Genomic DNA, 13,991 nt, shown 5'->3' on the forward strand with positions numbered 1-13,991 from the left:
GACGCCAACAACAGGCCCGGACCAGCCACTACAAAAGACGAGGCCACAGCCCAAGAGCTGAAGCCTCGTCACGGTAAGCACCGTTGCAGTACTAGGGCGTGTCTTCAAACCCCCGCCTGCGCGCCGACGCCGGGGCACGCGCCTCGCCGCGTTGTCGTCAGTCGCCGATGCTCCGCATGGACTCCCTCCTCCGCCTTGCGATGCACGCACCCCAACGCCGCCACGCCCGCCCTCCGGGCGGACGACGGGAGTTTGAAGACACGCCCTAGGCGTGGTGGTCGAACTCGCCGGCTTTGGCGGCCTGGAGGAAGGCGGCGAAGTGGGCGGGGGTGGTGGGGATGGTGAGGTGGCCCTCGTCCGACTCGCGGAGTTCGACGAGGCCGTCGGCGGTGCGGATCTCCACGCACTCGTTGTTCGCGGCGCTGTAGCTGGACTTTTGCCAGTTGCTGTCGGTCACCTGGGGTCCCGTTGGTTGTTTGGCGCAGGAAGTCGGGCTGGCCGACTTCCTGCGCTGTGGGGTGTCTAGGCGTGGTGGTCGAACTCGCCGGCCTTGGCGGCCTGGAGGAAGGCGGCGAAGTGGGCCGGGGTGGTGGGGATGATGAGGTGGCCCTCGTCGGACTCGCGGAGTTCGACCGTCCCGTTGGCCGTGCGTACCTCGACGCAGTTCTCGACGCTGCCGCTGAAGGAAGACTTCTGCCACTCGGTGTCGGTCATGATGGGCCTTTCATAGGTCTCGTGCGATTTTGCGGATCAGGTCGCGAGAGCCGCTCGCGCTCAGCGCAACCGATTCAGTGCGCTCGAAGATGTACCGGTAGCTGGCCAGCTCGTTGACGGCGTCGAGGTATTCGGGGCCCTGGGAGAGTTCCCGTTCGACAGTGTCGAGCTCAGGGACCGAGCCGAACGCATAGGCGAGGTTCTCGGCGGCCCCGGGGAAGGTCTCGACGTTGAACGGTACGACTCGAATGGTCATCCAGGGCAGTTCGGAGTCTTCGAGCAGGGAGCCGAGTTGTTCCTTGAGGATCTGGGTACCGCCGAACCGAGTCCACAGTACCGACTCGTAGATGAAAGCGGTCAGCGGCTTCGGATTGCGGCGCAGGTCGGCCTTGCGCTGCATTCTGAATGCGGTGCGGGCCTCCAACTCGTGCCGAGGGAGTGGAGGAAATACCCGACCGAAGACTGACGAGGCGTAGTTGATGGTCTGGCAGGGGCCCGGCATGTGGGTGAGGAGCCACATCATGAGCCCGTTCGAACGCTTCTCCAGCTCCGCGTTCTCAAGGATGCCGTCAGGGAGGGACCCTCGGTACTCCTCCCACCAACCCTTGGAGCGGTCCTGGACCATGGACTCCAGAGCCTCGATCAAGGGCATGTTCGTGCACTTGCAGGCTGCGGCGAAGGAGCGGAGCCGTTCTGGGCTCACGCCGATCTTGCCAGACTCCATCTGGCTGACCTGAGTTCTGTCGATGCCAAGGGCCCTGCTCAGGTTCACCGTCTGAAGACCGGCGGCCTCGCGCATCTTCCGAAGCTCGGCACCGATACGACGTTGACGGAGCGTCGGATTGAGTCGTGGCGGCATTGGGTCCTTCCTTGCCGGTGTGTTCCAAGTCTGCCGCGCCGCTTGGCGCGGGTCCACCTGGGGGCGGAGGGTGGCACTTCAGGGTGAACCTATCCGGTTTTCGTTCTACACGTGATACCGCTGCTGTATGTTCGGTGTCATGGCGATCCGACGGATCGTCAATAGGGCCCTCTCGTTGGGCCTTCGGCGGCATGCCCGCCGGTTCTTCCCTCACCATCACGCCTCGGGAGAACTCCCATGCGCCACCTCAACACGCCCTCCCTCGCCATCGCCCGCCAGTCCCTCCGGGACGCGATGGGTCGTTGCGGGTACCTGCCCTCGGTCACCGACGACGCCGAACTCGCGCTCGTGGAACTGCTCGTGAACGCCTGGCGGCACGGCGGCACCCCCGCGCCGCTCGTCCTCATCCTCGCCGTCGGCCCCACCCTCCGGGTGTCCGTCAGCGACGAGAGCCCGGACCTCCCCAAGAAGCAAGCGCCGGCGCCCCTCGCGCAGTCCGGCCGGGGCCTCCAGCTCATCGAAGGCCTCACCCATCGCTGGGGCGTGGATCCCCAGGAACGCGGCAAAATGGTCTGGTTCGAGCTGGACGCCGCCTGATGTCCTTCCCGCTCCCGCGCCGTCGCCCCATGCTGCCGACCGACCCCCGGATCCGGCACTACACCGACGACCACATCCACACGCTCCTCGCCGAAGTCCAGGAGCGTGGCCGGAGGTTCGGCCTGATCTGGCCCTCGGCCACCACCGACAAGACCATCGACGGCCGCATCCTCGTCCGCTTCAACGCCGCCCCCGCCTCCACTCTCCTCAACCTCCTCTCCCTCCTCCTCGCCGCCGAGCGAGGCGACGACTCGTGCGTTTCCTGATCGCCACCGCCTTCGCCGTCCTCCTCGCGCTCGCGATCGCCACCGTCGCCCTGGGTGTCATCACCGCCCTCCGCGCGACCCCGCCCGACGAGGACACCTAACCCCCAGCCCCCTCACCCCCACCTCCCCAGCCCCCGCCGCCCAGCCGTCGGGGGCTAAGGGACGATTGGGCACGTGGCACAGCGGAGATACGAGTACGCCCCGGCAGGCACCCTGCCCGGGCTGTTGCAGCGCGGCCGGGGCCTGGGCGCGCAGATGGCGGCGGAGGACCCGGCGGCAGCCGCCGAGCTGGTCTACGGGTGCATCCGCTGGGACTGGCGCTGGGACCGAGAGGCGGACGACCGGCACCTCTACCTGGCGCGGCTCGTCCGGGACCTGGAACTGCCGGTCGGACCGATCGTCGACCTGCTGACCGGGGACGAGGACACCTGCCTGCGGGCCACCGGAGTCCTGGAGCTGCTGGCGCTCGGCGGCTCCGCCGAGGCTCGGGAAGCACTCCGTACCCACGTCCGCGAGGGCGAGCACCGGGTGGCCGTCCTGGAGTCGGTGGCCACGGTCTGGCCGACCCCGTGGTGGGAGGACCTGGCGGCCGGGCAGGACGTCCGTGAGTGGCGTGGCCCGCGCGCCCTGCTGCCGGAGCACGGCGGCGCGAGTGATCTGCACATCGCGAGTGATCTGCCGACGGCGACGGGAGAGCTGGAGCGGCAGTGGGCGTCCCAGGAGTGGTGTGGCCCGATGCACACCGCCCGGGGCCTGGCCCGGTTCGGCCCCGATGCCGCCGGGGCCGCGTCGCTGCTGCGCCGCTTCTGGCTGTGGACGCCGCACTCCTCCGAGCGCCCCGCCTATCTGGAGGCACTGGCCGCCGTCGCCCCCGTCGGGCTGGCCGAGGTGTACACCGAGTGCCTCTGGGACTGCGAGGCCGGCGCCCGCCTGCCGGCCGTCGCGCACGCCCCCGACCGCCCCCACGTCCGGGAACGCCTCGCCCACCTGCGGGACGATCCGATGGAGGAGGCGGAGGTCCGTGAGGCCGCCGGGGCGCGACTCGCCGGGCTGAGCTCGGGAGGCTCCGAGCCGGAGGGAGCCGGCTCCGAAGGGGAGCTAGAGTAGACGGGTGAACGTGTGAGTGATGGTCCGGACCCCACGAGGTGGTCCGGGCCACATCCGTTTCCAGGCACCTTCCGTGACCTGCGCGTACCTGCGCGTTCGCCGGCCCACCAGACCCGCACTCGCCTCCGGAGGCCCCGCCTTGAGCGATCAGCCGTTCGCGCATCTGCACGTCCACACCGAGTACTCGATGCTGGACGGTGCCGCCCGGCTGAAGCAGATGTTCAAGGAGGTCGAGCGGCTGGGCCAGACCCATGTCGCGATGACCGACCACGGGAACATGTACGGCGCCGCCGAGTTCCACAAGCAGGCGACCGCCGCCGGGATCACCCCGGTGATCGGCATCGAGGCGTACGTCGCGCCGGAGTCCCGCTCCAACACCAAGCGCATCCTGTGGGGCCAGCCGCACCAGAAGCGGGACGACGTCTCCGCCTCCGGCGCGTACACCCACAAGACCATCTGGGCCCGTAACAAGGAGGGCCTGCACAACCTCTTCAAGCTGACCTCGCGCTCCTACGCAGAGGGCTGGCTGGTGAAGTGGCCCCGGATGGACAAGGAGCTGATCTCCGACCTGTCCGGCGGCCTGATGGCCACCACCGGCTGCCCGTCCGGCGAGGTGCAGACCCGGCTGCGCCTGGGCCAGTTCGACGAGGCGGTGAAGTCGGCCGCCGACTACCAGGACATCTTCGGCAAGGAGAACTACTTCCTGGAGCTGATGGACCACGGCCTCGACATCGAGAAGCGGGTCCGCGACGGGCTGCTGGAGATCAGCAAGAAGCTGAACATCCCCCCGGTCGTCACCAACGACTCGCACTACACCACCGAGGCCGACGCCGGGGCGCACGACCTGCTGCTCTGCGTGCAGACCGGCAAGAACCTCTCGGACCCGGACCGCTTCCGCTTCGACGGCACCGGCTACTACATCAAGTCGGCTGCCGAGATGTACGCCCTGGACTCCTCGGACGCCTGGCAGGAGGGCTGCCGCAACAGCCAGCTGCTCGTCGCCTCCCGGGTCGACACCGAGGGCATGTTCAAGTTCCGCAACCTCATGCCGCGCTTCCCGATCCCGGAGGGCTTCGAGTCCGAGGCGGACTTCTTCAAGTCCCAGGTGTGGAAGGGCATGGACTGGCGCTTCCCGGGCGGGTACGACGAGGAGCACAAGAAGCTCGCCGAGTACGAGATGGACACCATCATCCAGATGGGGTTCCCGGCGTACTTCCTCGTGGTCGCCGACTTCATCATGTGGGCCAAGGAGCAGGGCATCGCGGTGGGCCCCGGCCGTGGTTCGGCGGCCGGCTCGCTGGTCGCGTACGCGATGGGCATCACCGACCTCGACCCCATTCCGCACGGCCTGATCTTCGAGCGCTTCCTCAACCCCGAGCGCATCTCCATGCCCGATGTCGACATCGACTTCGACGAGCGCCGGCGCGGTGACGTGATCCGGTACGTGACCGAGAAGTGGGGATCCGACAAGGTCGCCATGATCGTCACGTACGGCACCATCAAGGCGAAGGCCGCCATCAAGGACTCCTCGCGCGTCCTCGGCTACCCGTACGCGATGGGCGACCGGATCACCAAGGCGATGCCGCCGGACGTGATGGGCAAGGGCATCCCGCTGTCCGGCATCACGGACAACAGCCACCCGCGCTACAGCGAGGCCGGCGAGATCCGGGGCCTGTACGAGAGCGACCCGGACGTGAAGAAGGTCATCGACACCGCGCGCGGCATCGAGGGCCTGATCCGCCAGCCCGGCGTGCACGCGGCCGGCGTCATCATGTCCGCCGAGCCGCTGACCGACCACATCCCGGTCTGGACCCGGCACACCGACGGCGTCACCATCACGCAGTTCGACTACCCCACCTGCGAGGGCCTCGGCCTTCTCAAGATGGACTTCCTCGGCCTGCGCAACCTGACGATCATGGACGACGCCGTCAAGGCGATCGAGAAGAACAAGGGCATCAAGATCAACCTGCTTGATCTGCCCCTGGACGACAAGCCGACCTACGAACTGCTGGCACGCGGCGACACGCTCGGCGTCTTCCAGCTCGACGGCGGCCCCATGCGCTCGCTGCTGCGGCTGATGAAGCCCGACAACTTCGAAGACATCTCCGCCGTCCTCGCGCTGTACCGACCGGGCCCGATGGGCGTCAACTCGCACACCAACTACGCGCTGCGCAAGAACGGCCAGCAGGAGATCACCCCGATCCACCCGGAGCTGGAGAAGCCCCTGGAGGAGATCCTCAAGCCGACGTACGGCCTGATCGTCTACCAGGAGCAGGTGCAGAAGGCCGCCCAGATCCTCGCCGGCTACTCGCTCGGCCAGGCCGACCTGCTGCGCCGGGCCATGGGCAAGAAGAAGAAGGAGATCCTGGAGGCCGAGTTCGTGCCCTTCCAGAAGGGCTGCCGGGACCACGGCTACTCGGACGCGGCGATCCAGGCGGTGTGGGACGTCCTGGTCCCCTTCTCCGGCTACGCGTTCAACAAGGCGCACACCGCCGGGTACGGGCTGGTCTCGTACTGGACGGCCTACCTCAAGGCGAACTTCCCGGCCGAGTACATGTCCGGCCTGCTGACGTCCGTCAAGGACGACAAGGACAAGTCGGCGATCTACCTCAACGAGTGCCGCAAGATGGGCATCCAGGTGCTGCCGCCGGACGTCAACGAGTCGGACTCGGACTTCACCCCGCACGGCGACACGCTCGTCCGGTTCGGCCTCACCGCGATCCGCAACGTCGGCGGCCCCGTCGTCGACTCGATGATCCGCACCCGCAAGGCGAAGGGGAAGTTCAGCTCCTTCCCGGACTTCCTCGACAAGGTGGAGTCGGTGGTCTGCAACAAGCGGACCGTCGAATCGCTGATCAAGGCGGGCTCCTTCGACTCGCTCGGGCACACCCGCAAGGGCCTCAGCGCGCAGTTCGAGCCGATGATCGACAACGTCGTCGGGGTCAAGCGCAAGGAGGCCGAGGGCCAGTTCGACCTGTTCGGCGGGGACGCCGTCTCCGACGAGCCCAGCTTCGGCCTCGACGTCGTCTTCTCCGAGGAGGAGTGGGAGAAGTCCTTCCTGCTCACCCAGGAGCGCGAGATGCTCGGCCTGTACGTCTCCTCGCACCCGCTGCACGGCATCGAGCACGTGCTCGCCGACAAGGCCGACTGCGCGGTGGCCGACCTCGCCGAACGGCCCGACGGCACCATCGTCACCATCGGCGGCATCATCTCGGGCCTCCAGCGCAAGATGACCAAGCAGGGCAACGCCTGGGCGATCGCGACCGTCGAGGACCTCGCGGGCTCGATCGACTGCATGTTCTTCCCCGCCAGCTACCAGCTGGTCTCGGCCCAACTCGTCGAGGACGCCGTGGTGTTCGTGCGCGGCAAGCTGGACAAGCGGGAGGACGTGCCGCGACTGATGGGGATGGAGCTGACCGTCCCGGACCTGTCGAACGCGCACGCCGAGGCGCCGATCATCATCAACATCCCGAGCGTGAAGATCACCCCGCCGCTGATCGCCCGGCTCGGCGAGGTGCTGGGCAGCCACCGGGGCACCACGGAGGTCCGGGTGCGGCTGGAGAGCCGCAACAAGACGACCGTGCTGCGGCTGGACCGGCACCGGGTGAAGTCGGACCCGGCGCTGTTCGGGGACCTCAAGCAGCTGCTCGGGCCGAGCTGCCTGGCGGGCTGACGTGCGCCTGATCCCCCGTGCCTCTTAGCGAGGCCCGGGGGATCAGCCGTGCCCGCCCAGGCCTGGGGGGACGGCCGTGTGCAGGGCGGAGACGAAGGCCGAGATGGCCGGGTGGGAACCGGCGCCCGCGCGGAAGGCGGCCCGGGTGCGGCGGTACATCGGCAGCCGGGTGAGGACCACGCCGGGCGGGGGCTGCGCGGCGCCCAGCTGTGGGACCAGGGCCACGCCCTGGCCGGCCGCGACCAGGGCCAGGACGGTCGCGAAGTCGTCGATCTGGTGCCGGATCCGGGGCGCGAACCCGGCGGCCTCGCAGGCCCGGACGGCCATGCTGTGGCAGAGCGTGCCCGGCGGGGCCATGATCCACGGCGCGCCGCGCTGCTCGGCGACCGTGCCCGGACTACGGGCCGCCAGGTACATCGGCTCGGTGAACACCGGACGGGTCACCGCCAGGCCCGGCTCCGGATCGGCCGGGACCAGGTCGTACTCGTGGACCAGGGCGACGTCCAGCTCGCCCGCGCGCAGCGCCGCCGCGACGCCCGCCGGATCCACCTCCGTCACCATCGGCTCCAGGCCCGGGTGCCAGGCGGCCAGCTCGCCCAGCACCGCCGGGATGATCGCGCGGGCCGCCGACGGATAGGTGCCGATCCGCAGCGGGCCGGCCAACCCCCGCCGGGCGTGGGCGAGTTCGGCGCCCGCCTGCTCCAGCAGGGCGAGCACCGCCTCGGCGTGCCGGACGAGGTTGCGCCCGGCCGGAGTGAGCGCGACCCGCCGCCCGGTCCGCTCCAGCAGCGGGACGCCCGCCTCCTTCTCCAGGACGGACAGCTGCTGGGACACCGCCGAAGGGCTGAAGGAGAGCGCCTCGGCGACGGCGGCGATGGTGCCGAGGTGGGCGAGTTCGCGCAGCAGGCGCAGGCGTCGGACGTCGAGCATCGGCTCAGCTTACGAGAAGCATCACGAATGTGAACTGGACCTGGGTGATCGGCGGGCCGCAGGATCGTGGCCATGGAACTCACCGGCATCCACGTCCCCCTGATCACGCCCTTCGCCGCGGACGGCACGGTCGCGCTGGACGCCCTCGCCGTGCTCGCCGCCGAGCTGCTGGAGGCCGGCGCGGCCGGGCTGGTCGCCCTCGGGACCACCGGCGAGCCCGCCGCGCTGAGCGAGGACGAGCGCTGGGCCGTGGTCGAGACCGCCGCGGCCGCCTGCGCCGCCCGCGGGGCCCTCCTGACCGTCGGCGCGCACGGCGGCGACACCCGCTCCACCGCCGATTCGCTGGCCGCGCTCGGCAAGCGGGTGCCGCAGGCCGCGGCCGCGCTGGTCACCGTCCCGGCGTTCCTGCGGCCGGGCGAGGCCGGGACGGTCGCGCACTTCCGGGCGCTCGCAGGGAGCAGCCCGCTGCCGCTGGTCGTCTACCACATCCCGTACCGCACCGGGCAGCAGCTGTCCGCCGCCGCGCTGCTCGAACTCGCCGCGCTGGACGGCGTGGTGGGCGTCAAGTACGCGACCGGGGGAGTGGACCAGACGGCGGTGGAACTGCTCGCCGCCGCCCCCGCCGACTTCGCGGTGCTGACCGGGGAGGACGCCTTCCTGTCCCCACTGCTGGCGCTCGGCGCGGCCGGCGGCATCCTCGCCTCCGCCCACCTGGCCACCGCCCGGTTCGTCGAGCTGACGCAGGCCTGGCAGGCCGGGGACGCCGCCCGGGCCCGGGCGCTCGGGCACCGGCTCACCGGGCTGGCGCTGGCCGCCTTCGCCGCGCCGAACCCGACGGTGATCAAGGGCGTGCTGCACGCCCAGGGCCGGATCCCCACCCCGGACGTCCGGCTGCCGCTGCTGCCGGCCGGCGGGGCGGAGGTCGAGGCGGCGCTGAAGCTCGTGAGTGGTCTGGACCACTAGTCGCTCTCACACCGTGGAACACCAGGCCGCCGCACCCTCGTGACAAGGCATGATGGGCAGAGTGCGGCTGTAGACAGCACCATCCAGAGGAGTAGTCGGAATGAAGATCGGCATTGTCGGGGCCACCGGCCAGGTCGGCGCAGTGGTCCGCGAGATCCTGGCGGAGCGCGCTGGTCGTGAAGGCGGACTGGGCCCGGTCGAGCAGCTGCGGCTGTTCGCCTCGGCCCGCTCGGCCGGACGCACCCTGCCCTGGCAGGGCACCGAGGTCACCGTCGAGGACGCGGCCACGGCCGACTACACCGGCCTGGACATCGTGATCTTCTCGGCCGGCGGCTCCACCTCCAAGGCCCTCGCCCCCAAGGCCGCCGCGGCCGGCGCCGTCGTCATCGACAACTCCTCCGCCTGGCGCCGCGACCCCGACGTCCCGCTGGTCGTCTCCGAGGTCAACCCCGGCGCCATCGCCGACCGGCCCAAGGGCATCATCGCCAACCCGAACTGCACCACCATGGCCGCCATGCCCGTGCTGCGCCCGCTGCACGAGGAGGCCGGCCTCGCCGCGCTCGTCGTCTCCACCTACCAGGCCGTCTCCGGCAGCGGCGTGGCCGGCGTGGCCGAACTCCAGGACCAGGCCGCCAAGGTCGTCGACGGCGCCGCCGCGCTCGCCCACGACGGCTCCGCCGTCGAGTTCCCCGAGCCCAAGGTCTACCAGCGCCCGATCGCCTTCAACGTGGTGCCGCTGGCCGGCTCCATCGTTGAGGACGGCTCCAACGAGACCGACGAGGAGCAGAAGCTCCGCCACGAGAGCCGCAAGATCCTCGGCATCCCGGACCTCAAGGTCGCCGGCACCTGCGTGCGCGTCCCGGTCTTCTCCGGCCACTCGCTCCAGATCAACGCCCGCTTCGAGCGCCCGATCAGCCCCGAGCGCGCCGCCGAACTGCTCGCCGCCGCCCCCGGCGTCGAGCTGTCCGACATCCCCACCCCGCTCCAGGCCGCCGGCCGGGACCCGAGCTACGTCGGCCGCATCCGGGCCGACGAGACCGTCGAGCACGGCCTGTCGCTGTTCGTGTCCAACGACAACCTGCGCAAGGGCGCCGCGCTCAACGCCGTCCAGCTGGCCGAGCTGGTCGCCGCCGAGCTCAAGGGCTGACACCCGGCCCCGCCGGGCCGCGGGCGCTCGCACCCCGCACCTCGCGGCGAGCGCCTCGCACCTCGCGGGGGGCGCCCGCTCGCACTCCCCGGCGTGACCAAGGGCGGGCCCCGTCGTTGAACGGGGCCCGCCTTTGCGTTCCGTTGGGCTTGCCGTTGCGGTACCGCGACATCCGTCGAGGTTCGGCGCGCGAACCAGGGGGAAAAGGTGACCCAACGATCGGGCGGCCACGGGGGCCCCTCACCCCACCACGTCCGGACGACGGGCGGATCCGCGCCCACCCGGCCCGACCCCCACACGAGGGCGAGTGGAAAGAGGTGCGCGATGGACCGCTGTGTCGTCCTGGTGGATGCCGGATACCTGCTGGGCGCCGCCGCCAGCCTGCTCGCCGGTGACCCATCCCGTTCCAGAGTCACCGTCGACCACACCGCGCTGATCACCGCGCTGCGCGAACGTGCCGAAGCCGAGACCGGGCTTCCGCTGCTGCGCATCTACTGGTTCGATGCCGCCCCCGACCGGCGCCCGATGCCCGAACACCGCCGACTGCGCGTCCTGCCCCGCGTCACCGTGCGGCTCGGCGCCCTCACCCGCGCCGAAGGGCGCTGGGTGCAGAAGGGCGTCGACGCCGCCATGCACGCCGAACTCTCCGAACTCGCCCGCAACCGGGCCTGCGCCGACGTCGTCCTGATCACCGGCGACGGCGACCTGCTGCCCGGCATGATGACCGCCAAGGAACACGGCGTGGCCGTCCACCTGTGGGCGCTCCAGGCCGCCGACGGCGACTTCAACCAGTCCGAGGACTTGGTCGGCGAGGCCGACGAGCGAAGAGTGCTCGACCGCGAGTGGATCGAGGGCTCCTTCAGCCTCCGGGACAACGCCAACGTCTTTCCGGCGCCCGGCGCCCGCCAGGAGATCGCCAAGATCCTCGCCGCCCCGCCCGGCGCCCCGCCCGTGGTGGCACCCGCCGCGGCGCCGGTCGTGGCGCCCCCGGTCGTCCAGCCGGCCGCCGTCGCCCCGGCCGCCGTGCCCGCTGCCGCCGTGCCCGCTGCCCTCGGGGCCTCCGCCGTCGGGGCCGTCCCAGGCGCCGGGCGGCCCCAGCCGGCCGCCGCGCTCAAGGTCGTCCCCACCCCCAAGGACCTCGCCGGGCGAACCCCCGCCGTCGCCCCGGCCGTCAACGGGCACGGCGGCACCGGACTCGCGAACGGCCACGGCGGCAACGGGCTCGTCAACGGGCACGGCGGCAACGGGCACGGCGGCAACGGGTTCCTGAACGGGCAGGCGAACGGGCAGGCGAACGGGCACGGCACCAACGGGCAGGCCGTCGGCACGACGGGCGCCCCCGGACAGGCCGGCCCCGTCCTGCGCTGGTCCTCCGACCGCGGATGGGTCGACCGCCCCGCCCCCGAACCCGCCGTCACCGCCGGCGACAGCCTCCCCACCCTCGCCCACCTCACCACCGCCGAACAGCGCTGGGCCGACCGCGAGGAGGACATCACCTCCATCGGCGGCGACGCCCACGAAGTCGGCCAGGTCTTCGCCCGCCGCTGGAGCGAACGGCTGGGCGACGTCGAACGGCTCACCGTGCTCTGGCCCGACTACCCCCGCATCCCGCACCGGGTCGACGGCGAACTCCTCCGCTACGCCGCCCGCTTCGGACTGCTCGCGCACAAGGACGACCAGATCGACGAACACGACCGCTACGCCATCCGGGCCGGATTCTGGAAGGAACTGGCGGTGCGGGTGCCCGGCGGATCGATGGTCGTCGTGGACGACTGACGGGCGCACGGCCCGGGTTGGACCCGGCGAGCCGCGTGCCGGTTTTCGGTGATCAGGCCCCCTTGTCCGGTTCGCCCGGGCGAACGCGTAAAGTCTTCGGTCGTGACCGAGTCGGCAGGGCGAGTACCCCAGAACACCCCGCCGTGCGTCGCCGTGCGCGACCTCGTCAGGACCTACCGCACCGGGCGCGGAGCCGGCGCCGGCGAGATCCGGGCCAACGACGGAATCAGCCTCACCGTCCACCAGGGCGAGATCTTCGGGCTGCTCGGACCCAACGGGGCCGGCAAGTCCACCCTCGTCCGCCAGCTCACCGGCCTGCTGCGCCCGGACTCCGGATCCGTCGAACTCCTCGGCCACGACATCGTCCGCCACCCCGAACGGGCCGCCCGGCTGCTCGGCTACCTCGGCCAGGAATCCAGCGCCCTCGACGAACTGACCGTCGCGCTCGCCGCCGAGACCACCGGACGGCTGCGCGGCCTCACCCGGGCCCAGGCCCGTACCGAAGCCGCCGACGTCCTCACCGAACTCGGGCTCGAACCCCTCGCCCAGCGGCCGCTCGCCAAGCTCTCCGGCGGCCAGCGCCGACTCGCCTGCGTCGCCGCCGCCCTCGTCGGGGAACGGCCGCTGCTCGTCCTCGACGAACCCACCACCGGCATGGACCCCGTCGCCCGGCGGGCCGTCTGGACCGCCGTCGACCGGCGCCGCACCGAACGCGGCGCCACCGTCCTGCTGGTCACCCACAACGTCATCGAGGCCGAGACCGTGCTCGACCGGGTCGCCGTCATCGACGACGGGCGGGTCATCGCCTGCGACACCCCCGGCGGGCTCAAGGCCCTCGTCGACGGCGACGTCCGGCTCGACCTGGTCTGGCGGGACGAGGCGCCGCTCACCGTCCCCGCCGTCGCCGAACTCGCCGAACGGGCCGAACGCACCGGCCGCCGCTGGACCGTCCGCACCACCCCCGAACAGGCCCGCGAACTGGTCGCCGCCGTCACCACCGGCCCGGCCTTCGCCGCCCTCGACGACTTCACCCTCGCCACCCCAAGCCTTGAGGACGCCTACCTCAAGCTCGGGGGCCGCCACGGAGGACTGGCCAAGTGACGCTGCTCTCGGTGCCGCCGCAGGCCACCGCCCCCGCGACCGGCGGCACCCCCGCCCCGCTCGCCCCCGCGGCCCGGCTGCTGCCCGCCCTCGCCGCCGTCTACCGGGCCCAGCTCGCCCGGGCCCGGGTGGCGCGGATCCCGCTGCTGTTCGTCGCCACCTTCCAGTCCGTCGGCATCCTCGTGATGATGCGGGGCGTGGTGGACGCCGGGCAGACCTCGGCCGCGCGGTCCGTGGTCGCCGGGTCCAGCGTGCTGGTGGTGGCGTTCGTCGCCCTCAACCTGCTCGCCCAGTACTTCGGGAAGCTGCGGGCCACCGGCGGACTCGACCACTACGCGACGCTGCCCGTACCCGCCGCCTCCGTGGTGCTCGGCGCGGCCGCCGCCTACGCCTCGTTCACGCTGCCCGGGACGGTCCTCACCGCGGCCTTCGGCGCCGTGATGTTCGGGCTGCCGCTCGGGCAGCTGTGGGTGCTGCTGGCCGTCGTCCCGCTCGCCGGAGCCGCCCTGTCCGGGCTCGGGGCCGCCTGCGGGCTGCTCGCGCCCCGCCAGGAGATCGCCACCATGCTCGGGCAGCTCGGCATGTCGGCGGCGCTGCTGCTCGGCGTGCTGCCCGTCGACCACCTCCCGCAGCCCGTCCTGTGGCTGCGCGACCTGCTGCCCTCCACGTACGGCGTCGAGGCCTTCGCCCGGACGTTCGAACCCGACCCGGACTGGGCGCTGATCGCGGGCGACCTCGCCGTCTGCGCGGGCGTCGGCGTGGTGTCGCTGGCGATCGCCACCTGGGCCTACCGGCGGGCCGTCTCCCGGTAGGGGGCGTCCCGGGGGTCGCCCGGGGTCCGGCTCCGCGAGGTGCGGG

Annotated in this window: 13 protein-coding genes; 9 read left to right on the forward strand and 4 right to left on the reverse strand. The window is 71.5% G+C overall.

Translation table 11 applies throughout. The annotated features are described in order from the left end of the window. Window positions 1–265: 265 nt before the first annotated feature. From ACFVHI_RS00005 to ACFVHI_RS00015, 3 genes are all read right to left on the reverse strand, one after another. Window positions 266–457, reverse strand: coding sequence for a DUF397 domain-containing protein (locus tag ACFVHI_RS00005; RefSeq protein ID WP_380334000.1), 192 nt, complete (start codon window positions 455–457; stop codon window positions 266–268). Between the two features lie 65 nt (window positions 458–522). Beyond that, window positions 523–714, reverse strand: a complete 192-nt coding sequence (locus tag ACFVHI_RS00010) for a DUF397 domain-containing protein (protein WP_380334003.1) — start codon at window positions 712–714, stop codon at window positions 523–525. Window positions 715–724: 10 nt separating this feature from the next. Further along, window positions 725–1,573: a helix-turn-helix domain-containing protein gene (locus tag ACFVHI_RS00015; RefSeq protein WP_380334006.1), complete on the reverse strand. Its 849-nt coding sequence runs from the start codon at window positions 1,571–1,573 to the stop codon at window positions 725–727. Between the two features lie 237 nt (window positions 1,574–1,810). Between ACFVHI_RS00015 and ACFVHI_RS00020 the strand changes: the two genes are divergently transcribed. From ACFVHI_RS00020 to dnaE, 4 genes are all read left to right on the forward strand, one after another. Further along, a complete protein-coding gene (locus tag ACFVHI_RS00020) occupies window positions 1,811–2,170 on the forward strand; it encodes an ATP-binding protein (RefSeq protein ID WP_063347198.1) in 360 nt (119 codons plus the stop codon). Continuing rightward, window positions 2,170–2,436, forward strand: a complete 267-nt coding sequence (locus tag ACFVHI_RS00025; RefSeq protein ID WP_159398403.1) for a hypothetical protein — start codon at window positions 2,170–2,172, stop codon at window positions 2,434–2,436. Before ACFVHI_RS00020 ends, ACFVHI_RS00025 begins: the two co-directional genes overlap by 1 nt. A 174-nt stretch (window positions 2,437–2,610) precedes the next feature. Beyond that, the gene (locus ACFVHI_RS00030) at window positions 2,611–3,543 is read left to right on the forward strand and encodes a hypothetical protein (protein ID WP_380334010.1); all 933 of its coding nucleotides are present in this window, start codon (window positions 2,611–2,613) and stop codon (window positions 3,541–3,543) included. Window positions 3,544–3,682: 139 nt separating this feature from the next. Next, entirely contained in the window at window positions 3,683–7,216 is a 3,534-nt protein-coding gene (gene dnaE / locus ACFVHI_RS00035) for a DNA polymerase III subunit alpha (protein WP_380334013.1), read from the forward strand. A 42-nt stretch (window positions 7,217–7,258) separates the two neighbouring features. Here dnaE and ACFVHI_RS00040 read toward each other — a convergent pair whose 3' ends face one another. Continuing rightward, window positions 7,259–8,146 (reverse strand): LysR family transcriptional regulator, encoded by an 888-nt coding sequence (locus ACFVHI_RS00040; RefSeq protein ID WP_380334016.1) that lies wholly within the window; start codon window positions 8,144–8,146, stop codon window positions 7,259–7,261. A 72-nt stretch (window positions 8,147–8,218) separates the two neighbouring features. On the opposite strand from ACFVHI_RS00040, the gene ACFVHI_RS00045 reads away from it, so the two are divergent. The 5 genes from ACFVHI_RS00045 (at window position 8,219) to ACFVHI_RS00065 (ending at window position 13,945) form a co-directional block, all read left to right on the forward strand. Then, complete coding sequence (locus ACFVHI_RS00045) at window positions 8,219–9,109, forward strand: dihydrodipicolinate synthase family protein (RefSeq protein ID WP_380334018.1); 891 nt, start codon at window positions 8,219–8,221, stop codon at window positions 9,107–9,109. A 100-nt stretch (window positions 9,110–9,209) separates the two neighbouring features. Continuing rightward, a complete protein-coding gene (locus ACFVHI_RS00050) occupies window positions 9,210–10,256 on the forward strand; it encodes an aspartate-semialdehyde dehydrogenase (protein WP_063347192.1) in 1,047 nt (348 codons plus the stop codon). A 324-nt stretch (window positions 10,257–10,580) separates the two neighbouring features. Continuing rightward, window positions 10,581–12,032, forward strand: a complete 1,452-nt coding sequence (locus tag ACFVHI_RS00055; protein ID WP_063347191.1) for an NYN domain-containing protein — start codon at window positions 10,581–10,583, stop codon at window positions 12,030–12,032. A 102-nt stretch (window positions 12,033–12,134) separates the two neighbouring features. Next, window positions 12,135–13,133, forward strand: coding sequence for an ABC transporter ATP-binding protein (locus tag ACFVHI_RS00060; RefSeq protein WP_063347190.1), 999 nt, complete (start codon window positions 12,135–12,137; stop codon window positions 13,131–13,133). After that, entirely contained in the window at window positions 13,130–13,945 is an 816-nt protein-coding gene (locus tag ACFVHI_RS00065; RefSeq protein ID WP_063347189.1) for an ABC transporter permease, read from the forward strand. The genes ACFVHI_RS00060 and ACFVHI_RS00065 overlap by 4 nt, the downstream gene beginning before the upstream one ends. Window positions 13,946–13,991: the final 46 nt, after the last annotated feature.

The organism is Kitasatospora sp. NPDC127121, from assembly GCF_042677305.1.
Classification (GTDB): domain Bacteria; phylum Actinomycetota; class Actinomycetes; order Streptomycetales; family Streptomycetaceae; genus Kitasatospora.